This is a genomic window from Mycobacterium paraffinicum, from assembly GCF_025822865.1.
GTDB classification, from domain to species: domain Bacteria; phylum Actinomycetota; class Actinomycetes; order Mycobacteriales; family Mycobacteriaceae; genus Mycobacterium; species Mycobacterium paraffinicum.
The window spans coordinates 96,477-123,336 of sequence record NZ_JACKUR010000032.1 but is presented as its reverse complement, the minus strand read 5'-3'; the positions used below and the strand labels follow the sequence as shown (position 1 = coordinate 123,336).

The 26,860-nt window shown below is 69.6% G+C and carries 11 protein-coding genes; 8 read left to right on the top strand and 3 right to left on the bottom strand.

Annotation, left to right across the window (positions count from 1 at the left end; all coding sequences use genetic code 11):
• The first annotated feature begins 48 nt into the window (after positions 1–48).
• The 4 genes from H7J89_RS22265 to H7J89_RS22250 are packed head-to-tail and all read left to right on the top strand — an operon-like array spanning position 49 to position 14,635.
• Positions 49–6,930, top strand: a complete 6,882-nt coding sequence (locus H7J89_RS22265) for a type I polyketide synthase (protein ID WP_264046736.1) — start codon at positions 49–51, stop codon at positions 6,928–6,930.
• A complete protein-coding gene (locus H7J89_RS22260) occupies positions 6,923–12,241 on the top strand; it encodes a non-ribosomal peptide synthetase (RefSeq protein ID WP_264046734.1) in 5,319 nt (1,772 codons plus the stop codon). The genes H7J89_RS22265 and H7J89_RS22260 overlap by 8 nt, the downstream gene beginning before the upstream one ends.
• Positions 12,242–12,245: 4 nt before the next feature.
• Complete coding sequence (locus tag H7J89_RS22255; protein WP_264046732.1) at positions 12,246–13,271, top strand: NAD-dependent epimerase/dehydratase family protein; 1,026 nt, start codon at positions 12,246–12,248, stop codon at positions 13,269–13,271.
• The gene (locus H7J89_RS22250) at positions 13,268–14,635 is read left to right on the top strand and encodes an FAD-binding oxidoreductase (protein ID WP_264046730.1); all 1,368 of its coding nucleotides are present in this window, start codon (positions 13,268–13,270) and stop codon (positions 14,633–14,635) included. Before H7J89_RS22255 ends, H7J89_RS22250 begins: the two co-directional genes overlap by 4 nt.
• On the opposite strand, the gene H7J89_RS22245 is transcribed toward H7J89_RS22250, so the two are convergent.
• From H7J89_RS22245 to H7J89_RS22235, 3 genes are all read right to left on the bottom strand, one after another.
• Complete coding sequence (locus tag H7J89_RS22245; protein ID WP_264046728.1) at positions 14,632–14,970, bottom strand: hemophore-related protein; 339 nt, start codon at positions 14,968–14,970, stop codon at positions 14,632–14,634. The genes H7J89_RS22250 and H7J89_RS22245 overlap by 4 nt on opposite strands.
• 224 nt (positions 14,971–15,194) lie before the next feature.
• A complete protein-coding gene (locus H7J89_RS22240) occupies positions 15,195–15,551 on the bottom strand; it encodes a hemophore-related protein (protein ID WP_264046726.1) in 357 nt (118 codons plus the stop codon).
• A 239-nt stretch (positions 15,552–15,790) separates the two neighbouring features.
• The gene (locus tag H7J89_RS22235; RefSeq protein ID WP_264046725.1) at positions 15,791–17,233 is read right to left on the bottom strand and encodes an amidase; all 1,443 of its coding nucleotides are present in this window, start codon (positions 17,231–17,233) and stop codon (positions 15,791–15,793) included.
• Positions 17,234–17,535: 302 nt separating this feature from the next.
• Between H7J89_RS22235 and H7J89_RS22230 the strand changes: the two genes are divergently transcribed.
• The 4 genes from H7J89_RS22230 to H7J89_RS22215 all read left to right on the top strand — a co-directional run bounded on the left by H7J89_RS22230 (position 17,536) and on the right by H7J89_RS22215 (position 26,855).
• Positions 17,536–19,197 carry an acyl-CoA dehydrogenase family protein gene (locus H7J89_RS22230; protein ID WP_264046723.1) on the top strand — a complete coding sequence of 554 codons (1,662 nt, stop codon included), beginning with the start codon at positions 17,536–17,538 and terminating at the stop codon, positions 19,195–19,197.
• On the top strand, positions 19,194–23,882 hold the full coding sequence (locus H7J89_RS22225; protein ID WP_264046721.1) for a type I polyketide synthase: 4,689 nt from the start codon (positions 19,194–19,196) through the stop codon (positions 23,880–23,882). Before H7J89_RS22230 ends, H7J89_RS22225 begins: the two co-directional genes overlap by 4 nt.
• Entirely contained in the window at positions 23,845–24,138 is a 294-nt protein-coding gene (locus H7J89_RS22220; RefSeq protein WP_264046719.1) for a phosphopantetheine-binding protein, read from the top strand. Before H7J89_RS22225 ends, H7J89_RS22220 begins: the two co-directional genes overlap by 38 nt.
• Positions 24,126–26,855, top strand: coding sequence for an SDR family NAD(P)-dependent oxidoreductase (locus H7J89_RS22215; protein ID WP_264046717.1), 2,730 nt, complete (start codon positions 24,126–24,128; stop codon positions 26,853–26,855). The genes H7J89_RS22220 and H7J89_RS22215 overlap by 13 nt, the downstream gene beginning before the upstream one ends.
• Positions 26,856–26,860 lie beyond the last annotated feature (5 nt).

Sequence of the window (26,860 nt, the reverse complement as noted above, 5' to 3'; positions counted from 1 at the left end):
ACGGTTCGGCGAAGAAGTAGCCGCTCCGGGACCGACAGAGGGAACGAGATGAGTACCGCCGACAGGCAGCACGCCGAGCACGCAGACGACCATGCCGAATCAGCCTCGGAAACAGGGCATGACGCGTCGTCACTCATGGCACCCACGCTGGTCGAACAGCTGCGGTACCGGGCCGAGCGCTATCGGGACAGGCTCGCGTTCACCTACTCTCGCGATGGCGAGGAGACCGAAGTCACCGAGCTGACCTATCGCGAGCTGGACAGCCGGGCGAAGCGGATCGCAGCCAACCTGCAGCGGCACGGCGCCGCGGGCGAGCGCGTCCTGGTCCTATGCCCCCCGGGTCTGGATTTCATCGCCGGCTTGTTCGGGTGCCTTTACGCGGGCGCGATCGCCGTACCGGTGCATCCGCCGGCGCGCGAGCACCTGGTTCCGCGCGTCGCCTCGATCGTCGCGGATGCCAAACCGCGCTTTGCCCTGTCGAACTCGGAGATGCAAGCGCGAATCAAGGCGACGGTGGACGGTCTGGTCAAGGGACATCCGTTGCGGTGGTTCGTCACCGACACGGGGGGCGACGAGGCGCAGTGGGTTCCACCCGAGATCGACTCAAGCACAATCGCGATGATCCAGTACACGTCGGGCTCCACGGCCGCACCGAAAGGTGTTGTGCTGTCGCATGGCAACCTCGTCTCCAACCTGGAGACCATCCGCCAGTCGTGGAAGTCGGGGTTCGACCGGGACGCGTTCGGTGTGTTCTGGCTGCCGCCCTACCATGACATGGGCCTCATCGGCGGCGTCCTGGAAACCATTTATGTCGGCGGTACCTCCGCCCTCATGCCGCCGAACGCGTTCATCAAGCGCCCGATGCGGTGGCTGGAAGCAATATCCCGGCACCGCGCCAAAATCACCGCCGCCCCCAACTTCGCCTATGACCTGTGTATCGAACTCAGTACCCCTGAGGAGCGTGCCGCCCTGGACCTGTCCAACTGGTCGACGGCCATGTGCGGCGCCGAGCCGGTGCGTCCCTCGACCATGCAGGGCTTCGCCGAGGCGTTCGCCCCGGCGGGTTTTCGGCCTGAGGCGTTCGCACCGGTCTATGGGCTGGCGGAGGCGACGCTGCTGGTGTCCGGCGGGTCGGACTCCCCGGTCCCGGTGGTCCTGCACATAGATCGCGCGGCGCTGGGTGAACGCCGGGTCGTCGAGATCGCGACGGAAGACCCGAGCGCGTTGACGTTGGTCGGTTGCGGCCGGCCACCGGGCGGCCAGGAGGTCATCATCGTCGATCCCGAGACGCGGCGGCCCTGCGGGGCCGACGAGGTCGGCGAGATCTGGGTCGCCGGGCCGAGCGTGGCGCAGGGTTACTGGGGGAAGCCCGAAGTGACGGAAGAGGCGTTGCGCGCGCATCTTTCGGACAGCGGCCGGGGCCCGTTCCTTCGCACCGGGGACCTCGGGTTCTTCCGCTCCGGTGAGTTGTTCGTGACGGGTCGCGTCAAGGATCTCATCATCATTCGCGGCACCAACCACTATCCCGAGGACATCGAGCTCACCGTGCAGGCCTGTCACCCGGCACTGATGCGCGGCCGGGGCGCGGTCTTTTCGGTCGCGGCCGGACCGGACGCCCCCGAACGGGTTGTGGTCGTGCAGGAGGTGAGCGGCTATCAGCTCGGCGACACCGACCTCAACCAGATCGTCGACACCATCCGGACCGCGATCACCGAACACCATGAGATCCAGGCGGACGCCGTTGTGCTGGTGGACCCGTTGCGGATTCCCACCACGTCCAGCGGCAAGATCCAGCGGTCCGCCTGCCGGCAGCAATTCCTCGACGGCCAGTTCGAGCCGGTCGCCGAATGGCGCGCACCGCTGCCCGACATCCGCCCCGCGGCCGCCGCGCCGAAACAGGCCGGGCGCACCGTCGCGGAGATCCAGGAATGGTTGATCGCCCAGCTCGCTCGTGAACTCGGCATTCCTGCAACGGATATCGACCCGTCCCGGCCGTTCGCCTACTACGGCCTCGACTCGGTCCGTGCCGTCAGGATGACCGGCGCCCTGGAAACCTGGCTCGGATGCGAACTTTCGCCCACCATCGCCTACGAACACCCGACGATCGAGCTGCTCGCCCGCCATCTGGGCGGCAAGGGCACCGCCGTCGACCGCACCGCCGAAACCGTCGGTGCGAACGGCCCGCCCGCCGCGGACGAGCCAATCGCGATCATCGGCATCGGGTGCCGTTTTCCGGGCGCCGACGGGCCGGCGGCCTTCTGGCGCGAGTTGTCGGAAGGCGTGGACGCGATCAGCGAGGTCCCGTCGGACCGCTGGGACGCCGACGCCTTCTACGACCCCGATCCGTCCGTGCCGGGCACGTCGGTCACCCGACGGGCCGGCTTCCTGCCCGAGGTCGACGAGTTCGACTTCGGATTCTTCGGCATCTCGCCTCGGGAATCGGCGCAGATGGATCCGCAACAGCGGCTCATCCTCGAGGTGGCTTGGGAGGCATTGGAAGACGCCGGGCAGGTGCCGGAGCGGCTTGCCGGCAGTGACACCGGCGTGTTCGTCGGCATCGCGACCACCGACTATGCCAACCTGCACGGCAACCAGATGCAGCTCGTCGATGCCTACACGGGCACCGGAAACGCGTTGAGCATTGCCGCCAACCGGCTCTCCTATTTCTACGACTTCCACGGGCCGAGCATGGCGATCGACACCGCGTGCTCGTCGTCGTTGGTCGCGGTCCACCTCGCGTGCCGCAGCCTGCGCGACGGCGAGTGCGGGGTGGCGCTGGCCGGAGGAGTGAACGTCATCCTGTCGCCGGCGCTGATGATCAACTTCAGCAAGGCGAAGGTGATGGCGCCCGACGGCCGCTGCAAGACCTTCGATGCCGGCGCCGATGGGTACGTACGGGGTGAAGGCGCCGGAATGGTCGTCCTGAAACCGCTCAGCCGGGCGCTGGCCGACAACGACCCGATCTATGCGGTGATCCGCGGCACCGCCATCAACCAGGATGGCCGGACCAACGGGCTGATCGCGCCCAACCGGCGAGCGCAGGAAGCCGTGGTGGCCGCGGCCTACCGCCGCGCCGGTATTTCCCCGGGCACCGCCCAGTACGTCGAGGCGCACGGCACCGGAACGTTCCTGGGCGACGCGATGGAGGCGAACGCGCTGGGCACGGTGCTCGCGGACGGCCGTCCGCCGGGCAGTCAGTGCCTGGTGGGCTCGGTGAAGACCAACATCGGGCACCTGGAGGCGGCGGCCGGCGTGGCCGGGCTGATCAAGGTGGCATTGGCGTTGCAGCACAAGGAGATTCCACCGAGCCTTAACTTCGCCGAACCCAACCCGGAGATCCCCTTCGACAGCCTGCCGGTGCGGGTGGCGACCACGCTGACCCCGTGGCCGAAAAACGGTGGGCGGGCGGTCGCAAGCATCAGCTCGTTCGGCATGGGCGGCACCAACGCGCACGCCGTGCTGACCGAGGCCCCGCAGGCCCGGGCCGCCACGGCCGAGCGCGGCACGGCACCGGATCGAGCCGAGTTGCTGCCGATCTCCGCGCGGTCCCCCGAGGCCCTCGTCGCGCTGGCCGACCGGTATGAGTCGGCGCTGGCGTCCGGGGTGCCGCTCGCCGACCTCTGCTATACGGCCGGTGTCCGTCGCGGCCACTACGAGCATCGGTTGTCGGTCGTCGCCGACTCGCCCGCCGCGATGTCGGAGACCCTCGACGCCTACCGGCACGGGCAGTCACGGCAGGGGTTCTCCGTCGGACAGTGCCGTCCCGGCCAACGACCCAGGGTGGTCTTCGCCTTCCCCGGGCAGGGCTCACAGTGGCACGGCATGGGGCGGCGACTGCAGGCCGAGGAGCCGGTGTTCCGCGACGCCTTGGTGGCCTGCGACCGCGCGCTCAAGCCCCACCTGGGACATTCCATCGTCGAGCTGCTGGCCAAGGACGAGGAAATCACCGACATCAGCCTGATCCAGCCCGCGATCTTCGCCATGCAGGTCGCGCTGGCCGCCCTGTGGCGATCCTGGGGGGTCGAGCCGACCGCCGTGGTGGGGCACAGCATGGGTGAGGTTGCGGCGGCGCACGTCGCCGGCGCGCTGAGCCTCGAGGACGCCGCACGGGTGATCCGCTTCCGCGCGCTGATGCTGCGAACCGTGCGCGGCCGCGGAACCATGATGGCCGCGGAACTCAGCCCCGCCGAGGCGCAGGAGCTCATCGCCGGCCAGGAAAGCAAGGTCTCGATCGCCGCCAGCAACAGCTACCGATCGACGGTGTTGTCCGGGGATCAAAAGGTTTTGGCCAAGCTGATGGAGTTGCTGCAGCAGCGCGACCGGTTCTGCCGATGGGTCGACGTCGATGTGGCCGCCCACAGCCCGCAGATGGACCCGTTGGTTCCCGCTCTGCGCGGCGGGCTCGTCGGACTGCGGCCGACCGCACCGGCGATACCCATCTACTCGACGGTGACCGGCGACCTGCTCACCGACCGCCTGGCCGACCCCGACTATTGGGCCGAGAACCTGCGCTCGCCCGTGCATTTCTCGCCCGCGCTGCGCCGGCTGCTGGAGGGCGGTCATGACGCGGTCGTCGAGATCAGCCCGCACCCGGTCCTGCTGAACTCCATCCGGGAGGACGCCCAGGACCTGGGGGCCAGTTGCGCCGCGCTGCCGTCGATGCGGCGCGACGACGGGGGACGGGGGACCGCGCTGACGTCGCTCGGCACCCTCTACACCCTCGGTCAGCCGGTCACCTGGGAGGCGGTGTACCCCCCGGGCAGCCACTACGTGACCGCACCGACGTATCCGTGGCAGCGTGTTCATTCCTGGTTGGAAGTCGGGCCGATCACCCCGAACGGCAGCGGCCCGCTGCCGCAGACCCCCGGCGCGACCGGGGCGGCGGGTTTGCGCGACCGGATGTATCGGCTGCGCTGGCAGCCCGCCACCGGTCCGGCGGACCGGGACGGGTCGAGCCGCGCGGACGAAGCCGGCAGTTGGCTCATCTTGAGCGACGGCGCGGACACCGCGAACGCCCTCCGCAAACAGCTCGAATCGCATTCTCAGCGGTGCGTGCTCGTCGAGCCGGCACCGAACGGCGGCTTCGAGCGTCTCACCCCGGACAGATACCGCCTTGACCCGACGCAACCCGACCACTTCAAGCAGCTGCTGGAAGACGCCTTCCCCGACGACCGGCCACCGTGCCGGGGGGTGGTGCACCTGTGGGACCTGCTGGCCGCACCGCCGGCCGAGACCTCACTCGAATCCCTGGATTCGGCAACAACTTTGGGCCCGGTCAGCGTCGTGCATCTGGTCCAGGCGCTGGCGCGGGCCGGTTGGTCGGCGTCGCCGCGGCTGTGGCTGGTGACGCGGGGAACGCAGGTGACCGATACCTCGGCAGCCGACGCCGAGCCCGTGTCGATCGCGCAGGCCCCGGTGTGGGGAATGGCCCGCACGATCGACCACGAGCAACCGGAACTGCGCTGCACCTGTGTCGACCTGTCCGCCGGTGGCGGGAGGGACGAGGCCCAACAAGAGATCCAAGCCCTGTTCCGGGAGATGTGGGCCGACGAGCGCGACGGTGACGTGGCACTGCGGGGCGACCGCCGCTATGTCGAACGACTGACCCGCTACGACGAGCCGGAACCCTCCGAGACCGCGTCCTTCAAGGAAGACGCCACCTACGTCGTCACCGGCGGGCTCGGTGCGCTGGGGCTCGTGGTGGCCAAGTGGATGGCCGAGCACGGCGCCCGCCACCTGGTCCTGATGGGACGTGGCGGCGCCTCGGAGGAGGCGCAGGAAACGCTGGACGCGCTGCGCGCGGCCGGCACCGAGGTGACCATCGCACAGGGCGACGTCGCGAAAGCCGACGACGTCGCGGCCATGCTGGAATCGATCGCCGAGTCGATGCCGCCGCTGCGTGGGGTGGTGCATGCGGCCGGGATCGCCGACGACGCCATCCTGCTGTGCCTCGACGAGGCGAAGCTGCGCAAGGTCATGGCGCCCAAGGTTCAGGGCGCCTGGAACCTGCACGCGCTGACCAAAGACGCGGACCTCGACCTCTTCGTGCTGTTCTCGTCGGCGTCGGCCCTGCTGGGTCCGCCCGGGGCGGCCAACTACGCGGCGGCGAACGCCTTCCTGGACGCGCTGGCGTGGCACCGACGTGCCGAAGGCCGGCCGGCGTTGAGCGTGGACTGGGGGCCATGGGCCGGGCTCGGCTTCTTCACCCGGTCCGAGCTGCAGGACTACTTCGCCCAATACGGCGTGGAGGCCATGTCCGCGGCCGACAGCCTCCGGGCGCTGTCGTCGTTGCTGGAGCGGTCGGCCACCCAGGCCGTGGTTCTCGACATCGACTGGGCGGTGTGGCAACCCGATCTGCAGCCGCCGCTGCTCGCGGACCTTGGAATCGCGCCCTCGGCCGGCAAGGCGGAGGCCGAGCCCGCAACCGGGCCGGGAGCCGGACTCTGCGACGCACTGCAGGGCGCGACGCCGGAGGAGCGCCAACGGCTGCTGGAGACCTATCTGTCCGAGCTCGCCGCCGGCAAACTCGGTCTGACACCGGCGAACCTGGACAAACAGACGCCGCTGAACACCCTCGGCGTCGACTCGCTCATCACGCTGGAGCTGCGCATGCAGGTCGAACGCGACCTGGGCCTGGTGGTGCCGGTCACCCGGCTGCTGGAGGGGCCCAGCGTGGCCAGCCTCGCCGAGTGGCTGCGCGAACATCTGCCGGAGCAAGCGGCCGGCGCACCCACGACGCACGAGGCGCCGCCGCGGCAGGCCACCCCGGAGCCGACGGTCCACCGGCAAGCCGACGGCGCGCCGTCGGGCGGCATCGACCTGCTGACCCAGGTGCCGGAGCTTTCCGACGACGCCGTGGACGAACTGCTCCAAAAGGTCTTGGCCGAAAGAGGGGCCGAGCTTGCCGCGAAGGACGCCGGCGATGACTGACAAGCCCATCAACGTCTCCGGCCTGTCTCCGGAGAAGAAGCGGGCACTGCTCGCTCAGCTGCTGATGCAGAAGGCCGAGGAATCGGCCTCGGTGCATCCGCAGTCGTACGGCCAGCGATCGATGTGGTTCATTCACAAACTCGCACCGGCCAGCGCCGCCTACAACGTCACGTACGCCGGCCGGATCAGGGGCGAGCTCGATGTCCCGGCGCTGGAACGCGCGGCCCAGGCGCTCGTCGACCGGCATCCGGCGCTACGGACCACGTACGCCGAACGCGACGGGCAACCGGTCCAGCTCGTGCATCCGCAATGGCCGGTGCGCATCGCCCGGCACCGCCTCGGCCCCGGTGAGCCCGAGGTCGACGAGTGGATCCGGCGCGAGACCAACCGTCCTTTCGACCTGTACACCGGCCCGGTGCTGCGGCTGACGCTGCTCGAGCGCACGCCCGACGAACACGTGTTGCTCCTGGGTTTGCACCACATCGCCGTCGACTTCTGGTCCATCGACATCATTCTCGACGAGCTGCGCTTGCTGTACGCCGCCGAGCACGGCGCGACCCCGCCTCCCCCGCCCGCGGAAAGCTTCGTCGAATACGCCGAGCAGCAGGCCCAGATGCTGGCGGGCGCCGAGGGCGAGGACCTGTGGGCCTACTGGCGTAAGGAGTTGGCCGGCGAACTGCCGGTCCTGCAATTGCCCACCGACCGGCCGCGGCCCGCCGTCCAGACCTACCCGGGCACCGTGCACCGGTTCAACGTCGACCCCGCGGTGACGGCCGGGATCATTCAACTGGGCCGCAAGGTGGGGGCGACGCCCTACATGACATTGCTGGCGGCCTACGCCGCGTTGCTGCACCGCTACAGCGGCCAGGGTCACCTGGTGATCGGCTCGCCGTTCGCCTGCCGCGACCGGGTCGCGCTGGAGGGCCTGGTCGGCTACCTCACCAACCCGGTCGCCCTGCGGGCCGACCTGCACGACGATCCGACGTTCATGACCCTGCTCGGCCGCGTCAAGGACACCGTGCAGGGTGCCCTCGAACACCAGGACTATCCCTTCGCGCTGCTCGTCGAGCGGCTTCGGCCGCCGCGCGACCCGAGCCGCACGCCGCTGTTCGGAGTCTCGTTCGCCTGGGAACAGACCCGCCGCTTCACCGACGACGCCGGCCCGGAACCCGGGGGGCTGCCGCTCGAGACCCTCCACGTCGGGCAGGGCGGCGCGCCGTTCGACCTGATGATGGAGGTCGGCGAACACGACGGAAAGCTTTCCGGCGTATTGCAATACAACACCGACCTGTTTGACGCCGACACCATCGAGCGGCTGGCCGGGCACTTCGCCACCCTGCTCGCCGGCATCGTCGCCGACCCCGGCCGGCCGGTCTCGCAGCTGCCGCTGCTCACCGAGGCGGAGCGCAGCCAGCTGGCCGCCTGGAATCAGACCGAGGTCACCTACGACGGCCCGGCCTGCCTGCACGAGATGGTCGCCGCCACGGTCGCGCGCACCCCGGACGCCGTCGCGGTGACGTGTGAGGACCGCGACGTGACCTATGCGGAACTCGACCGCCGGGCCAACGGTCTGGCCCACCGGCTGCGCGAGCTCGGCGTGGGGCCCGAGACGGTTGTGCCCGTCCTGCTGGACCGCTCCGAGGATCTGGTGGTGGCCGTGCTGGGCGTCCTCAAGGCCGGCGGCGCCTTCATGCCGCTCGACTCCGCGCAGCCCGCACAGCGCATGGCCGCGATGCTGGGCGACGTACCGGACGCGCCGGTCTGCGTCACCCACCGGAGCAAACTGGCGCACCTGCCGCCCGGCTTCACCGGTCACCGGCTCTGCCTGGACGAGCCGTCGGCGCCATCGGAAGACGCCGCCCCGGTCTGCGAGACGACGTCGGCAAACCTCGCTTACGTCATCCACACGTCGGGTTCCACGGGTAAGCCGAAGGGAACGCTCAACACCCACGCCGGGATTCGTAACCGGCTGCTGTGGATGCAGGACGCCTACCGGCTGACCGCCGACGACCGGGTGCTGCACAAGACGCCGGTGAGCTTCGACCCGTCCGTCTGGGAGCTGTTCTGGCCCTTGATCGTCGGGGCCCGGGTGGTCATCGCCAAACCCGAGGGGCACAAGGATGCCGCGTACCTGGTTCGGACCATCGTCGAACAGAGGGTCACCACAATGCATTTCGTGCCGTCGATGATGCGCCGCTTCCTCGCCGAGCCCGGGGTGGCCGCGTGCACCGCACTGCGCCGGGTGATCTGCAGTGGCGAGGCGCTGCCGTATGACCTGCGCGACCACTTCATGGCCACGCTGGACGCCGAGCTCTACAACCTCTATGGGCCCACCGAGGCGGCGATCGACGTCACGCACTTCCACTGCGAGCGAGGCGAATCCGGCACGCTGGTGCCGATCGGGCGGCCGATCGCCAACATCCGCGCCTACATCCTGGACGCGCACCTGCAACCGGTGCCGATCGGTGTGCCCGGCGAGCTGTACGTCGGCGGGGTGGGCCTCGGCCGCGGGTACCTCAACCGGCCGGATCTGACGGCCGCCATCTTCGTGGCCGACCCGTTCGGCGGCGATGCCGCGCACCCCGGTCAGCGGCTCTACCGCACCGGCGACCTGACCAGGTATCTGCCCGACGGCAACATCGACTACCTGGGACGCATCGACTTCCAGGTCAAGATCCACGGCTTCCGGATCGAGCCCGGCGAGATCGAGGCCGCGCTGGCCCAGCACCCCGCGGTGGCCGAGAACGCGGTGGTGATCAGAACCGACAGCCGCGGAAACCCCATCCTCGTCGCGTATGTCGTGCCGGCCGGCGCCGCCGCTCCGTCGACAGCGGAGTTACGCCGGTTCCTGCTTGACCTGCTTCCGGCCGCCATGATGCCCGCGGTCTTCGAGGTGACGGACGCGCTGCCGCTCACCTCGAGCGGAAAGGTGGACCGCAAGGCGTTGATGGCGGCCGACAGGGCATCGGGGCCGCAGGAGCCGGCTTTCGTGGCCCCGCGCACCCCTACCGAACAATTGCTGGCCGAAATCTGGTGCGCCGTACTGGATCTGGAACGGATCGGCGTCAACGACGACTTCTTCGCCCTCGGCGGTGCCTCGACCCAGAGCCTGGAGGTCGCGGTGCGGGCGAACGCGGCGGGCCTGCCGCTGCGGCCGGAGTCGATGTTCGTCTACGGCACCATCGCCGAGCTCGCCGCCGAATACGGTCCGCTCGCCGGCGAGGCAACGGGTCAGCCCGAAGCCCCCGCCGAGGCGGTCGTCACGGCGCCGGCACCGGAGCAACCGGTGCAGGCCGCACCCGAGGAAAAGCGGAACACGGTCATCGAAAGCATCGGCGTGTACCTTCCCTCCCGAACCGTATCGACGAAGACGGTTATGGCCGAGTGCGCCAACGAGATTCGCATACCGCTGGAACGTCTGACCGGCATCAAGAACCGGCGGGTGGTCGGCGAGGACGAGTTCTCGATCGACCTTGCCAGGAAGGCGGCCGACGATTGCCTGTCCCGGTCCAGCTATCGGCGCGAGGAGATCGACCTGGTCATCGCCTGCAACATCTCCCGGCGAGACGGACTCGGGCACCGGTTCAGCTTCGAGCCCAGCACCGCCACGCGACTGCGTGACCAATGCGGCCTTGGCAATGCGCTGGCCTTCGACATCAGCAACGCGTGCGCCGGAATGTTCACCGGCATCACCGTCGCCGACGCATTCCTGCAGACCGGGCTGATTCGGAACGCCCTGGTGGTCAGCGGCGAATACATCAGTCACCTGTGCGAGACCGCCCAGAAGGAAATCGAGGGACCGATGGATCCGCGGATCGCGTGCCTGACCCTCGGCGACGCCGGTGCGGCGGTGGTCCTCGAGCGCGGGCCGAACAACAAGGTCGGGTTCCACGACATCGATATGGCCACCCTGAGCCGCTACAGCAAGCTGTGCATCGCGAAGGTGACCGACGGCCCGCACGGCGGTGCCATCATGTTCACCGACTCCGTCACGCAGACCGCGATCGCGGTCAAGCACGCGGTGCCCTACGTCGCCGCGGTGATGCAGCGGCACGGCTGGCGGCCGGAGACCACCGACCACCTGGTGATGCACCAGACGTCCGAGGCCTCGCTCAACGACGCGGTCGTCGCCATCAACCAGATGTTCGGGGACGGCGCGGCCCACCGGGGCAACACCGTCTACAACATCGCCGAGCGGGGAAACACCGCCACCACGACCCACATCGTCGCGCTGAACGACTACATCCTGAGCAATCGGATCAATTCCGGTGACAATGTGGTCTTTTCGATCACCGGCTCCGGACAGACCGTCGGTGCGGCGCTGTATACCTTCGACGACCTGCCCGACCGGATGCGGCGGGGCGCCGGCGGCGGCCACGCCCCCGGCATGGCGACCGATGGCAACCACAAAGCCGTTCCGGCGATGGTCCGTGTGCGCATCGACGGCGTCGGCCTCGCTCCGGCCGAGCAGCCGGCTTCCCCCAGCTCGATCCAGCTCGCGGTCCAGGCCGCGGAGGCGTGCCTCGAACGCAGCGGCCTGGATCGGAGCTCGCTGGGGCTGATCATCAATTCCGGCATCTACCGCGACGAGTTCCTCAGCGAGCCGGCAGTCGCGGCGCTCGTCGCCGGCGAACTGGACATCAACGGGGAGGTGGACTCCCCGGACGGGCCCAAGACCTTTGCCTTCGACGTCCTCAACGGCGCGGTCGGCTTCCTCAACGCCTGCCAGGTCGCCGCGGGGATGATCGGGGCGGGAAAGGTGGAACACGCCATGGTGGTGGCCTCGGAGATCGAAAACAACAGCCCCGACAGCGGCTATCCGCAACGCGGCATCAGCCAGACGGGCTCGGCGGTCCTGCTGCGCCGCAGTGACGGCCCGGAAGGCTTCGGCCGCTTCGTGTTCCAGCACCACCCGGAGTACAGCGGGGCGCTGGCCACCTACACCCAGCAGCGGGACGGGCGGGCCGGGCTGCAGATCGAGCGGGACCCCAACCTCGCAGCGATCTATCTGAGTTGTATTCCCGCCGCTGCCAAGGAACTTCTGGCGCTCGAGGGACTCAACCCCGCCGACATCGCGGCGGTGCTCCCGCCGTATCTGTCCCCGGAGGCGCTCGACGAACTGGCCGCTCAGCTCGGCATCCCGAGATCGAGGTTCGTCGAACTCGCCGCCGACGGCGACCCCTTCACGTCGTCCGTGCCATACGGGCTGGAGCAAGCCCGGCGGCAGGGGCTGGCGCGGCCGGGCGACGTCGCGTTGATACTCACCGCCGGCTCGGGTGTCGAGGTCGGCTGCACGACCTACCGATTCTGATCCCATGCGCGCATTCGTCACCGGAGGAACCGGGTTCGTGGGGTCGAACCTGGTGGCCGCCTTGGTCAAACGAGGAATCGATGTTCGCGTGCTGCGCCGATCGACGTCGTCGCTGGCGGCATTGGCTGGCGTGGACTGCGAGACGTGCGTCGGCGACGTGCTGGACGATTTCGACACCCTCACCGCCGCGATGGCCGGCTGCGACTGGGTGTTCCACACCGCCGCGATCTCCGACTACTGGCGCTACCGGGGGCAAAACCGCCTCTACCACACCAACATTGTGGGGACGCGCAACATGTTGGCCGCCTCCCTGCGCGCGGGGGTGGAACGGTTCGTCCTCACCAGTTCCCTCGCCGCGCTCGGCGTGCCGGAGCCCGGGCACCTGCTCACCGAGTCCGACAGCTTCAACCTGCGTCCACGCCAATTCCCCTACGGCTACAGCAAACACCTCGCCGAATCCGAGCTGCGCCTCGCCGTCGCCGCGGGCCTTGCGGCCGTGGCGGTCAATCCGTCGGTCGTCATCGGGCCGGGCGACCTCAACGGCACGGAGAGCGCGATGTTCGTCCAGGCCGCACGCGGACGGCTGCGGGTCGCCGCACCCGGGGGCACCAACTTCGTCGCGGTCGGTGACGTGGTGGCGGGCCACATCGCGGCCGCGGAGCGGGGGCGCGCCGGTGAGCACTACATCCTGGCCGGCGAAAACCTCAGCTTCGCTGAGGCTTTCGCAACCGTCAACGACATAGCCGGCCGGCCCGGGCCCCGGGTCGTGCTCCCCGCGTGGACCATACCAGTGGCAGCCGCGGCCGTGGGCGCGGCCCGCTTCGTGGTCGGCCCGCGACTGCCGGTCGGGGGCAAGCAGATGCGGCTGTCGTCCGTCGGCATCTACGCCGACGGCAGCAGGGCCCGCACCGAGTTGGGCGTGCCCTACACGCCGTTTCGGACGGCCGCCCAGAGTGCCTACGACTGGTACCTGGAAAACCACTACCTGCCGGAACAACCCGCGGATTCCCGGGCGCGCGTGCGGCGATGACACGCGCGATCGACGCGATACCCGGCTTCACCGGCCACATAGTCCACCCCGGTAGCGACGACTACGACTCGGCGCGGCAGGTTTTCAACGGCCTGATCGACAAGCGGCCCGCGGTCGTGCTGCGCTGCCGGTCCCGGGCGGACATCGTCGCCGCCGTCCGCCTCGCCGCCGGCTCCGGGGCCGAGATCGCGGTGCGGTGCAGCGGGCACAGCGTCGCCGGACACTCCTCGACAGATGGCGGCATCCTCATCGACCTGTCCCTCATGCGCGGCGTGGTCGTCGACGCCGAACACCGGATCGCGGTCGTTCAGCCCGGCGCGACCTGGCACGACATCGACCGGGTCACCGCCCGCCACGGTCTGGCCTGCCCCGGCGGGGTGGTGTCCACGACGGGCGTGGGCGGGTTCACGCTCGGCGGCGGGGTCGGCTGGTTGTCGCGCGCGTACGGCCTGACTTGCGACAACTTGGCCGCAGCGGAGCTCGTGCCGGCCAACGGAGAGATGCTGTACGTCAGTGCGGCGCAGAACGCGGAGATCCTGTGGGGACTGCGCGGCGGCGGCGGCAACTTCGGCGTGGTCGCACACTTCGTGCTCGACCTGCATCCGGTCGATCAGGTCATCGGGGGCATCCAGGCGTACGACGACACCGACGCCGAGGCCGTGCTGAAACACTTTCGCGCCCAGATGGACAACGCCGACGACCACCTCGCGTCCCTCGTCGACTTCGGCACCGATGAGGATTCGGGACGCCGGCTGGTCACGATGCTGAGCTGCTCGACGAGGCCCGACGAGATCGGTCGGGCCGCCGTCGGCGCGCTGGCACAGGTACCCGGGGCCACCACCGAACCGGTGATGGCGCTGCAACGCGAAATCGCCTATCCCGCTTGGCAACAGGCCCTCGACCACACGGCACCGTTCGGGCGGCTGAACTATTGGAAGTCGACTTTTCTCACGGAGCTATCCGACGACGCCATCCGGCGGATCGCGGTGCTCGGGCGGACCCGCCCCGCGCCGCAGACGCACGTGCACCTGATCCGGCTCGGCGGCGTTGCGAGCCGCGTTCCGCCGCGGGCGACCGCCTTTTCGACGCGCAACTATCCCTACATCGTGCACCTGATCACCACGTGGACCGACCGCGCCGATACCGAACGGTGCAAGTCGTGGACCGACGAAGCGCACGAAACGCTGCGCCCCCTCGGTCCGGCCGGCGTGTACCTCAATTTCGTGGGCGACGAAGGGCCGCTGCGCATCCGGGCGAGCTTCGGTGAAGCAACCTACCGCCGCCTTGCCAAGCTGAAGGCTCGCCTCGATCCGGACAACCGCTTCGCGCTGAACCAGAACGTCGAGCCCGCAGCGGACCGCTAGTAGTTGCCGCAGGAGTTGGCCAACGGCACGACGATGCCGTGGAACGGGGCGGCGTCGGGGTTGTTCCCCATGTCCTGCAGCATCTGGCGGCGCTTGGACCGCGGCGCTGAGACGAGATCGTGCAACCAGGCCTGCGCCTCCGGCGACGCATTGAATTGCGCCGCGGGACCCGGGAACTCCGCATTCAGCGCCGCAACCACCTGCTGGTAATTGCACGGGCTGTTCACGGCCGGCGTGATGTCGGGGTCGGCGGATGCGACTCCGATTCCAGCGGTCAACGGCAATGCCATCCCACAAATTGCGACGGCCAATTTGGCCAATGATGGTGTGGACATATGTCCCCCCTTTACCGAGGCGTCGATACCGATCTCGGCGACATCTGAAGTAGCTCGCCTCTTTCGGTCAGTAGTTGATTCGTTCCAACTACAGCCTCACCCCGCACCCGCCGTTCGACAACCCGCCAATCGGCCCAAATTCCGGGGCCCTTCGGCCCTTCGGCCCTTGGACCAGCCTGGCCCGGGCCGGCCATTGTGCCTGGTGTACGGCCCGGGCCCGGTGCTCAGTACTTGTTGCAGATTTTCGCGACGTTCTTCATCGTCTGCAGGTACGGCTGCGCGTCGGGCATGCCCTGGATCTGCGCGGCCAATTGCCGGCGCTGATCCGGCGGTGAATCGACGAATTGATGCAAGAAGCCCTGCGCAATCGGCGACCCGTTGAATTTCGCGGCATCGTCCGGATATTGCGTGTTGAGCGCCGCCGTCGCCTGATCGTACGTACAGGTCGAGTTGATGACCCGTTCCAGATCGGGATCGGGAGCGGGGGCGGGATCCGCGGCCGCGATGCCGGCTCCAGTGGCGAGGGATAACGCCAGACCACCAGTCGCGACTGCCAATCTGGTCCACGAAGACGTGACCATGTGAATAACCTTTCAAACGGGAAGCGCCGCGATAAATGCGGCGATGATTATGTCAGCCTAGCGCCTGTTTCGCGGGCGGGGCCCCTTCCGGGCTCTGGAGTATCTAAGAATTCATTAGCGGCGAAATAAGACGTCTTTCGTCAGGCGCTCCGCGCATCGTCCGCCGGTCAAATCGCCTGCAGCGCAACGTAAATGAGGCCGGCGCAGCCCGCCGACGGACGATGTTTGGGGAGCCAACCCTAAGCCGGTGTGCGATACCGCGCGGCCGGTGGCCGGTGCTGTGCCCACGGCCGTTCCGACTCCAGTTGCGCGGCAAGCGAAATGAGCGTCAACCCATCGTTGGGCCGCCCCACCAGATGTACCGCTTCGGGCAGCCCGTGCGGCGAGATTCCGACCGGGACCGACATGGCCGGTTGCCCGGTGTAGTTCTGCGTCGGGGTGAACGGCATGAACCCCAAGATCCGTGCCATCGCGCGAGTCGGTCCCAGCCCCTCGAGGTGCCCGACGGGCACCGGCGGCTTGCCCAGCACCGGCGTCAGGAGCACGTCGAAATCGGCGACGGGCCGCAGCCCGCGCTCGCTCATTCGGTCGCGGGCGGCCAGCGCGCGGTGCGCCAGCCAGTCGGGGATCAACCGGGCGGTACGTCCTTCGGCCTGAATCCGCCGTTCCAACAGCTCGGGTGTGGGCAGCCGCTCGATTTCATCGGCGAGGCCGTGCATCATCAGCGCGAACACCGAAAGGACGGCGGCCGGCGGATAGACCGGATCGCGCTCGACGACCTCGTGGCCGAGCGAGCGCAGCAGCTCGGCGGTCTCCAATACCGGCCGACGCACTTCGTCGCTGACCGGCACCGGGATGACCGGTTTGAAGGACATGGCGATCCGCAGGCGCCGTGGCTCGCGCGACACCGCCTCGATCAGGGTCGGCGGCGGTGTCGCAGAGACGATTTCGTCGTTGGGCTCCAGGCCTGCCATCGCGTCGTGCAGCAGCGCCGCGTCGGCCACACTGCGGGCCAGGGCGCCGATGTGATGCAGCCCGTGGAATCGGTAGGCCCGCTCGGGCGATTGCTTGGTGCTGATCCACCCGCGCTGACCCTTCAGGCCCACCACCCCGCAGCACGCGGCCGGGATGCGAACCGACCCGCCGCCGTCGGTGCCCAGCGCGCCGGGCACCATGCCGGCCGCCACCGCCGCCGCCGAACCGCCGCTGGAACCTCCGGTCGTCCGTTCCAGGTGCCAAGGATTGCGGGTAACACCCCAGGTGGGGGACTCGCACATCGGGACGGCGCCGAACTCGGGCAGATTCGTCTTGCCGATGATCACCGCCCCGGCTTCCCGAAGGCGCCGCACGGCGGCGCTGTCGCGGCTCACCGGCCCGGTGTCGATCGCGGTGCCGCACATCGACGACACCCCCGCCACATCGGTGTCGTCTTTGACCGCGATCGGCACGCCCGCCAGCGGCAGCACCTCGCCTGCGGCCAGCCGGCGTTCGACCTGCGCCGCCTCGGCCAGCGCCTGCTCGGCGAGCACGACTCGAAACGCATTCAATATCGGATCGAGTTGAGCGATCCGCTCCAGATGGAACTCCACGAGCTCTCGCGGCGAAACCTCACGATCGCGCACCAACTGCGCCAGCCGCGCCACCCCGGCAAAGCTCAGGCCCTGATCATCAACGGCGGTCATGTACGCCCTTTCGCGCCAACCCCCCGTTGGACTGAATACCCCGCCGAGTGTACGCACACCTTGACCGATGCCGCCGAGCACGAATTCATGCAGGCCAGGGAGGACTTTGTCTCCTCCGGCAATAGGACTTTCGGCTCTCGCCCGGGACGCCCCGACGGTCAAAGAATCACTAATAGCAGCGGTGGGAGGGGAGCCCACCGCCTCTCAGGGAGGACATTTTCGATGAAAAAGTCCATGTCGTCCGCCGCGTCCGGCACGTGGCGCTTGATCGTCATGGCCAGTTGGGGTCCGGGGGCAATGCGATGACCACCGACGTCGGCCTGGACCGCGACAGCCTCGAAATGATGCTGGCGTCACTCGATGATTTCCTCGCCGAGGCGCTGCCGGATGCGCGCCGGCTGGACCTCGACCACGACGACGTCTGCCCGGAGGAAACCGTTCGCGCGATGTGCGGTGAAGACCTCGGCGTGCAGCTCGTCTTCATCCCGGAGGAGTACGGCGGGTTCGGCGGCGGGGCGTTCGACTCCTACCGGGTCTGCGAACGACTCGCCCGGTTCGACATCGGCGTAGCCACCGCCGTGCTGGCCACGTTCCTCGGCAGCGACCCGATCGTCGTGGGCGCGACCGCGCAGCAGCGCAAGGAGTGGCTGGGGCGCATCGCCGAACGGGGCATTCTATTCGCTTACGCCGCAACGGAACCCGAGGCGGGAAGCGACCTGGCCGCGATGAACACGACCGCCACACCGGTCGAGACCGACGGTCAGGTGACCGGCTACCGGCTCAACGGGCGCAAACAGTGGATCAGCAACGGCTCCATCGCGGATGCCTACTCCGTCCTGGCCCTGGCGCCGGGCGGACCGTCCTGGTTCGTCGTGGAGAAGGGCACCCCCGGCTTCTCGGCGGCGCCCCCGGAGGACAAGCACGGCATCCGGTTGTCCGACACCGCAGCGCTATTCCTCGACGACGTGCTGGTCCCGGCGGAGCACTTGGTGGGCCGGGAGGAGGGCCACGGACTTGCCCAGGCCCAACAGGTTTTCGGCTACACGCGGGTGATGGTCGCCGCATTCGGGCTCGGTGGCGGCTGGTCGGCCCTGGACCGGGCGATCGCCTACTCCACCGAGCGGGTGCAGGGCGGCGCCCCGCTCTCGAACAAGCAGGGCTTCACCCACAAGCTGATCGTGCCGCACGCGGTGCGGCTGGAGGCGGCACGCGCGTTCATCGAGGAAACCGCGACCCGGATCGACAGCGGCGAGGGTGCCGACGGCGCGCTCAACACCGAGGGCGCGATCGCCAAATATTTGGCCACCGAGGCCGGTAACGCGGCCGCCGAGGCCGCGATCCAGGCACACGGCGGATACGGCTACACCCGTCCGTACCTGGTGGAGAAGATCAAGCGCGACGTCCGGATCACCACGATCTACGAGGGCACCTCGGAGATCATGGAGATGACGATCGCGCGCGGCCGCTGGCAGCAGCACCTCAAGACGTCCGGCGCCTATTACCGCGACGCGGCTCGCGCACTTGACGATGTCCCCGGTGAATGTGGCGGGCCCACGGCGGCGCTGGCGCTGGAATGCCTTGCCGCCGTGCTGGAATCGTGCCGCGTCGGCCGGCTGACCCGCAGCCAGCACGTGTTGTTGCGGCTGGGCGAACTGATCAGCTACGCCGAATGCGCGGGCGCACTGGCCCGCCGCGCCGCCGCGGCGGCAACCGGTGCGTTGCCGGCGAAATCGGACACCCGCTTCGATGCGGCCGCGCTGGCCGCCGTCAGCCGCGTTTTCGCGCGCGACGCGGCGCTGAAGGTCGCCGAGGAGGGCTCACGGTGGGTGACCGGCGCCAACGCTGGGCCCGACCTCGCCGTCGCGCTGCCGCTCGACCGGGTGCGGGCCGCGCAGGCCGGCCTGCTGGATGACATGGACCGGGTGGGGGACGTGCTGTATCGAAGAGAGGCCGGATCATCATGACGACCACGCAACAGGAGCCGATCGCGGTGATCGGCGTCAGCGCGATCATGCCCGACGCGCCCGACGCCGCCACCTTCTGGGCCAACATCAAGGCCGGCCGCTACAGCATCAGCGACGTGCCGCCCGAGCGCTGGGACCCGGAGCTCTACTTCGACCCCGACCCCCACGCGCCCGACAAGACCTACTCCCGCATCGGTGGGTGGGTCCGCGACTTCACGTGGGAACCGCTGGCCTGGCGGCTACCCATCCCACCGGCGGTGAGCGCACAGATGGACGACGGTCAGAAGTGGGTGGTGGCGGCCGCGCGTTCCGCCCTGCTCGAAGCGGGTTGGCCCGATTGGGCGGTGGACCCCGAACGTGTCGCGGTCATCATCGGCAGCGCCATCGGCGGCGACAAGCAGCACCAGACCAACCTCCGGATCCAGTTTCCGGCGATCATTCAAAAGTTACGTGCCGCACCGTCATTCGCGGCGCTGCCGGAGTCGGTGCGCGACGCCGTGCTCGCCGAGACCCGGGCCTCGTTCCTGGGTGGAATCTCCGAAATCACCGAGGACACCATGCCCGGCGAGCTCGCGAACGTGACGGCGGGCCGGGTGGCGAACCTGTTCAACTTCCGCGGCCCCAACTTCACCACCGACGCGGCGTGCGCCTCGGGGCTGGCCGCCATGTCGGCCGCCGTGCGGGGATTGCAGGCCGGCGACTTCGATGCCGCCGTGACCGGCGGCCTCGACCGCAACATGGACCCGGCGGGGTTCGTGAAGTTCTGCAAGATCGGTGCGCTGTCGGCGACCGGCACCCGCCCATTCGACGCGGGCGCCGACGGTTTCGTAATGGGTGAGGGCGCAGCGCTGTTCGTCCTCAAGCGGTTGTCCGACGCCGAACGCGACGGCGACCGGATCTACGCGGTGCTGCTCGGCATCGCCGGCTCCAGTGACGGTCGCGGCAAGGGCATCACCGCGCCCAATCCGGTGGGCCAACGGCTGGCGGTGGAGCGCGCCTGGGCGGTGTCCGGCCTCGATCCGGCGGCGGCAACCTGCGTCGAGGCGCACGGGACGTCCACCCGGGTGGGCGACGCCACCGAACTGGCCAGCCTCACAGACGTTTTCGGTAAGGCCGGCGCGCAGCCCGGTTCGATCGCGCTGGGCTCGGTCAAGTCCAACATCGGCCACCTCAAGGGCGCGGCCGGGGCCGCGGGCCTGTTCAAGACGGTGCTCAGCCTGCACGACAAGGTGTTGGTGCCCAGCCTGCACTTCGAGCAGCCGAACCCCAACGTGGACTGGAACGACATTCCGTTCCGGGTCAACACCGAACTGAGCGAGTGGCCGGCACCGGACAACGGGGTGCGGTGCGCCGGGGTCAGCTCCTTCGGGTTCGGCGGCACCAATTTCCATGCCGTGCTTGAGGAGTACGTGCCCGGTCGGCATCGCCCGCCGGGGGAGGCCCGCTCCTACCCGGGCGCGACCATCGAGCAGCGCTCCGCGCCGGCGACGGACGCGCCCGTCGCGGCGAAGGCCCCGCTGCGGGGCGCGGCGGTGGTCGGCGGCGCGGATGACTCCGACGTGGCCGCACAGCTGGACCGGCTCGCCGCACGGGCGTCGGCCGGCGAGGCCCCCGCGGTGGCCCCACCGGACCCCACCCTGGCGAGCGCGCCCGTTCGGGTTGCCATCGACTATGCCGACGCGGCCGACCTCGCCACCAAGGCGACGAAGGCGGCCGGCGCGCTGCGGCACGGTGACCCGGCCGTGTGGCGGATGCTGCGGGCGCAGGGCGTCTTCGTCGGCCGCGGCGCACCGGGCAAGGTCGCATTCCTCTACACGGGTCAGGGCTCGCAGTACGTCAACATGCTTTCCGACCTGCGCGCACGGGAGCCGATCGTCCGGGCGATGTTCGACGAAGCCGACCGCGTCACCAGACACCTGCTGGACAAGCCGCTCTCCGACTACATCTTCACCGACAGCACCGATGAGGCTGTCGCGCAACGACTCTCGCAGCAACTCATGCAAACCGAGATCACCCAGCCGGCCGTCCTGGCCACGGATCTCGCCCTGGCCCGGCTGCTCGATGCGTACGGCGTGCGGCCGGACATGGTGATCGGCCACAGCCTGGGCGAATACGGCGCCTTGATGGCCGCCGACGCGCTGTCGCTGGACGCCGCCCTGGAAGCCGCCAGCGTCCGCGGCCGGGCGATGGCCGACCTGCCCGGTCCCGACAACGGTGCGATGGCGGCCGTGACCGGTCCGCTGTCCGAGATCGAGCGGATCGTCGGGGCCACCGACGGCTACGTCGTCGTCGCCAACATCAACAGCACCAATCAGGCTGTCATCGGCGGCGCCACCGACGCCGTCGAGCGTGCCGTCGCCGCACTGCAGGCCGCCGGCATGAGCGCCTCCCGCCTCCCGGTCAGCCACGCGTTCCACACCGCGATCGTCGCGCCGGTCAGCGAACCGCTGAAGACCGCCCTGCGCCGGCTCGGCGTGAGCGCGCCCCGGCTGCCGGTGGTGTCCAACGTGACCGGTGACTTCTATCCGGCCGACGCCGACCTCGACACCATGCTGGACCTGCTCTCCCGTCAGGTGGCCTCGCCGGTGCGGTTCGTCGACGGACTGCGCACGTTGTACGACGCGGGCGCCCGCGTCTTCGTCGAGGTTGGCCCGAAGAAGGCGCTGCACGGCTTCGTCGAAGACGTGCTCGGTGACCTGAAGGACGACGGGGTGGGGGCGCTCTTCACCAACCACCCGAAAACCGGCGATGTCGCCTCGTTCAACCGGGCGCTGTGCGGGCTGTATGCGGCCGGGCTGGGATTCGGCTCGCCTGCCGCGGCGGGTACGGACACGGCCGCCGTGGCGAGCGCCCCGCAAGCCGCAATGCCGGGTGGGAGGTCCGCGATGATCAGCGAAGAGCCGGTGGTGATCACCGGTGCGGCGCTTGGGCTGCCCGGTGTCGAGCGCGTCTTCGACGACGAAAACGTCGCCCGGATCCTCGACGGTCAACAGCTCATCGACACCATCCCGCACCGGCTGCGCCGGTCGATGCTCGACCGGCACATCACCCGCCTGGTCAAGCGGGAATCGGGTGACCCCACGTTCGAGACGATCGACAACGAGGCCGACGTCATCAAACTGGCCGGGCGCAGCGCACCGCTGGACGTGGTCGCCGAGTTCGCGGTCGACACCGCCCGCGATGCCGCGCTGGACTCGACCACCAAGCTGGCGATCGGGGCGGGCTTCGACGCGCTGCGCGACGCCGGAATCCCACTGGTCATGCACTACAAGACCACGACGCTGGGCACCCAGCTGCCCGACCGGTGGGGGCTGCCCGACTCGATGCGCGACGACACCGGCGTCATCTTCGCCTCCGCGTTCCCGGGTTACGACAACTTCGCCCGCGACCTCGAGCACTACTACGTCGACCGGAGCAACCGCGAGCACCTCCTGGCGCTGGAGGCGGTGCGCGCCAGGATGAGCGGCGATGAACCCGCCGCGACGGAGGTCGACCGGCGCATCCACGAGCTGCGGCACGCGTGCGAGTCCAACCCCTACCGGTTCGACCGCCGGTTCATCTTCCGCTGCCTGGCGATGGGCCATTCACAATTCGCCGAGATCATCGGCGCGCGCGGGCCCAACACGCAGGTCAATGCCGCATGCGCGAGCACCACGCAGGCGACCTCGCTCGCCGAGGACTGGATCCGGGTCGGCCGCTGCCGCCGGGTGATCGTCGTCTCCGCCGACGACGCCAGCTCCGACGCCCTGCTGCCCTGGCTGGGGTCCGGCTTTTTGGCGTCCGGCGCCGCCGCCACCGACGACATCGTCGAGGAGGCCGCCACACCGTTCGACCGCCGGCGGCACGGCATGATCCTCGGCATGGGCGCGGCCGCCTTCGTGGTGGAGTCCGCCGAGTCCGCCGCCGAACGCGGGCTGCAACCCATCTGCGAGGTCCTCGGCACCGTCACCGCCAACAGCGCCTTCCACGGCACCAGGCTCAATGTCGAGCACATCGGCGGCGTCATGGAACACCTGGTTGCCCAGGCCGAAGCTCGCGGCGTGGACCGCCACGCCATCGCGCCCAACACCGTGTTCGTCTCCCACGAGACATACACGCCGGCCCGCGGGGGCAGCGCCGCGGCCGAAATCAATGCCCTGCGAAGGGTTTTCGGGTCCGACGCAGATGCCGTGGTCATCACCAACACCAAGGGCTTCACCGGGCACGCGATGGGCGCCGGCATCGAGGACATCGTGGCGATCAAGTCGCTGGAGACCGGTCTGGTTCCCCCCGTCCCGAACTTCAAGGAGCCCGACCCGGAGCTGGGCCGGCTGAACCTGTCGGTGGGCGGAAGCTATCCGGTGCAATACGCGCTCCGGTTGGGCGCCGGGTTCGGCTCCCAGATCGCGATGACGCTGATGCGCTGGACCCCGGTTCCCGACGGCCGCCACCGGGCCCCGGACGAACTCGGTTACGAGTACCGGATCATCGACCGCGCCGCCTGGCGTCGCTGGCTCGCGCAGGTGTCGGGCAGGCCCGATGCCGACCTGGAGATCGTGCAGCACCGGCTGCGGATCGTGGACACCGGAGCGCCGCTGCCGGCCCCGCGGGTTCCGGTAGCCGCCGCGGTGCCCGCCCCGGCGCCGGAACCGGCGATGGTGTCGGCGCGTGGGCACGGTGGCGGAGTTGACCGGTTATCCGCGTGAATTGTTGGATTTGGACCTGGATTTGGAGGCCGATCTGGGGGTGGACACGGTCAAGCAGGCCGAGATTTTCGCGGCGATCCGGGAGCGCTATGGGGTGGCTCGTGATGAGAACCTCAAGCTGCGTGATTTTCCGACGCTGACCCATGTGATCGCCTGGATCCGCGACAAGGCCGGTGTGGCGGCGNCTCCCGCGGAGGTGCCTGCGCCACCGCCGGCGCCGGTGGCGGCCGTCCCGTGGGCACGGTGGCGGAGTTGACCGGTTATCCGCGTGAATTGTTGGATTTGGACCTGGATTTGGAGGCCGATCTGGGGGTGGACACGGTCAAGCAGGCCGAGATTTTCGCGGCGATCCGGGAGCACTATGGGGTGGCTCGTGATGAGAACCTCAAGCTGCGTGATTTTCCGACGCTGACCCATGTGATCGCCTGGATCCGCGACAAGGCGGAGGCCCAGGCCCACCCAAAAGCGCCCGCTGAGGCACCGAAGGCGGCGCAAAGCGCCGTCGCGGTGCCGCCGGCCATCGAAGGCGACATTGCCGCCACCGACCGGATCACCCGGCGGGTGCCCGTGCCCGCGCTGCGACCAGAGCTCGCGGCCTGCGTGCCCACCGGAGTCACGCTCGACAAAGGCACGCGCGTCGCCGTCATGGGCGACGAAGGCGGTGTCGCGGATGCGCTGATCGCGCGGCTGACCCGGCTCGGCGTCGACGTGGTGGCGCTGCGGCCCGACGACGACGTCAGCGCCGTCCTGAGCGACGGGGTCGACGGCGTCTACTGGCTGGCGGCCCTCGACGACGAGGGCCCGCTGGAGCGCTTGGACCTCGCCGGCTGGCACGAAGCGCTGCGGCGCCGGGTGCGCAACCTCTACACCACCATGCGACACCTGTACGAGCGCAGCCCATTCCTGGTCGTGGCCACCCGGCTGGGCGGATACCACGGCTACGACACGACCGGCGCGACCTGCCCGCTGGGCGGAGCGGTCACCGGGTTCGCCAAGGCCTACCGGCGCGAGCGCCCCGAGGCGCTGGTCAAGGCGGTCGACTTCCCGGTCAACCGCAAGACCGCGGCGCTGGCCGATGCGCTGATCGACGAGACCCTCCGCGATCCCGGTTGCGTCGAGGTCGGTCACGCCGATGGCCGCCGCTGGGGCGTCGGGCTGGCGGAGCGACCGTTTTCCGCCGAGGTGAGCGGGGTTCTCGGCCCCGACCCGGTCTTCCTCGTCACCGGGGCCGCCGGGAGCATCGTGTCGGCGATCACCGCCGATCTCGCCGCGGCCTGGCGGGGCACCTTCCACCTGCTGGACCTCACGCCGGAACCCGACCCGGCCGACCCCGACCTGCGCCGGTACACCGAAGACCGCGACGGGTTCAAGGTCGAACTGGCGGATCGGATGCGCGCGCGGGGCGAACGCCCGACACCCGTCCTGATCGAGCGGGAACTGGCCCGGCTGGAGCGTCTGCAGGCCGCGCTGGCCGCAATTCGTGCCGTCGAGGCCGCCGGCGGTTCGGCGCGCTACCACAGCGTCGACCTCACCGATGCAGCCGCGGTGGACAACGTGCTGGCGCAGGTGCGGCAGGCCAGCGGCCGCATCGACGTCCTGCTGCACGCCGCCGGGGTCGAGGTCAGCCACGGCCTTCCCGACAAGGAGCCCGCCGAGTTCGACCTGGTGTTCGGGGTCAAGGGCGACGGGCTGTTCAACGTGCTGCAAGCCGACCTTCCGCTGGGCGCCGTCGTGGCGTTCAGCTCGGTCGCCGGCCGATTCGGCAACATGGGCCAGACCGACTACAGCGCCGCCAACGACCTGCAGTGCAAGATCCTGAGCAATTTGCGCCGCACCCGTCCCGAGGTAAGGACGCTGGCGATCGACTGGACCGCCTGGGGCGGCATCGGCATGGCCACCCGCGGATCGATCCCCAAGATCATGGCGGCGGCCGGGGTCGAGATGCTGCCGCCCGAGGCGGGGGTGGCGTGGATCAGGCGCGAACTGGGCGCCGGCCTGACCGACGGCGAGGTCGTCGTCGCCGGGGCGCTCGGCGCGCTCACCGCCGAACCGCACGACACCGGCGGCGTCAACCCGGCCTCGCTGACGCCGGACGGTCCGATGATCGGCGAGGTTGTCCGCGCCAGCGTGCGCGACGGGCTGGTGCTGCGCACCACCCTCGACCCGGCCACCCGGCCGTTCCTGGATCACCACCGCATCGAGGGCACACCGGTGCTGCCCGGCGTGATGGGCATGGAGACGTTCGCCGAAGCCGCCCGGCTGCTGGCGCCCGACCTGCACGTCGCCGCCATCGAGGACGTCGACTTCCGGGCCCCGCTCAAGTTCTACCGGGACGAGCCGCGCACCCTGACGGTGACGGCCCTGGTACGCCCCGACGGGGACGACCTCGTCGCCGAATGCCGGCTGTCGGCCGAGCGCACGCTGCCCGGCAGCGAGGTGCCGCAGCGCACCGTGCACTTCACCGGCTCGGTGCGGCTGACGGCCGAGCCGCCCACCCTCGCCGACGGCGGCGCTGGTCGCGGCGGCGAAGTGCCCGCGCTGAGCCCGGAGCAGGTCTACCGGCTCTACTTCCACGGCCCGGCCTATCGGGTGGTCGGTTCGGCGTGGAGGTGCGACGCCGGCGCGGCCGCCCGATTCGCCGCCGAGCTGCCTCCGCAAACCGACGAGCCGGTGCTGATCGGGCCGCGACTGGTCGAGCTGTGCTTCCAGACCGTCGGGTTGTTCGAGGCCGGCACCGAGGGCGTCCTGGCCTTGCCGCTGCATGTCGATGCGGTGCACCTGAGCGGGACCCCGACCGAAGGGGCCGGGCTGGTGGCCACCGCGTTGCCGGACGGGCGCGGCGGTTTCGTCTGCACCGTCCGCGACGACGAAGGCCGGCCGGTGCTGCGGGTCGACGGGTACCGCACCGTGCCACTGCCGCAGCCACCGCCTGCGGACGTCGTCGCCCCGATCCGCGCCGTCATGCGCGGTTGAGGGGA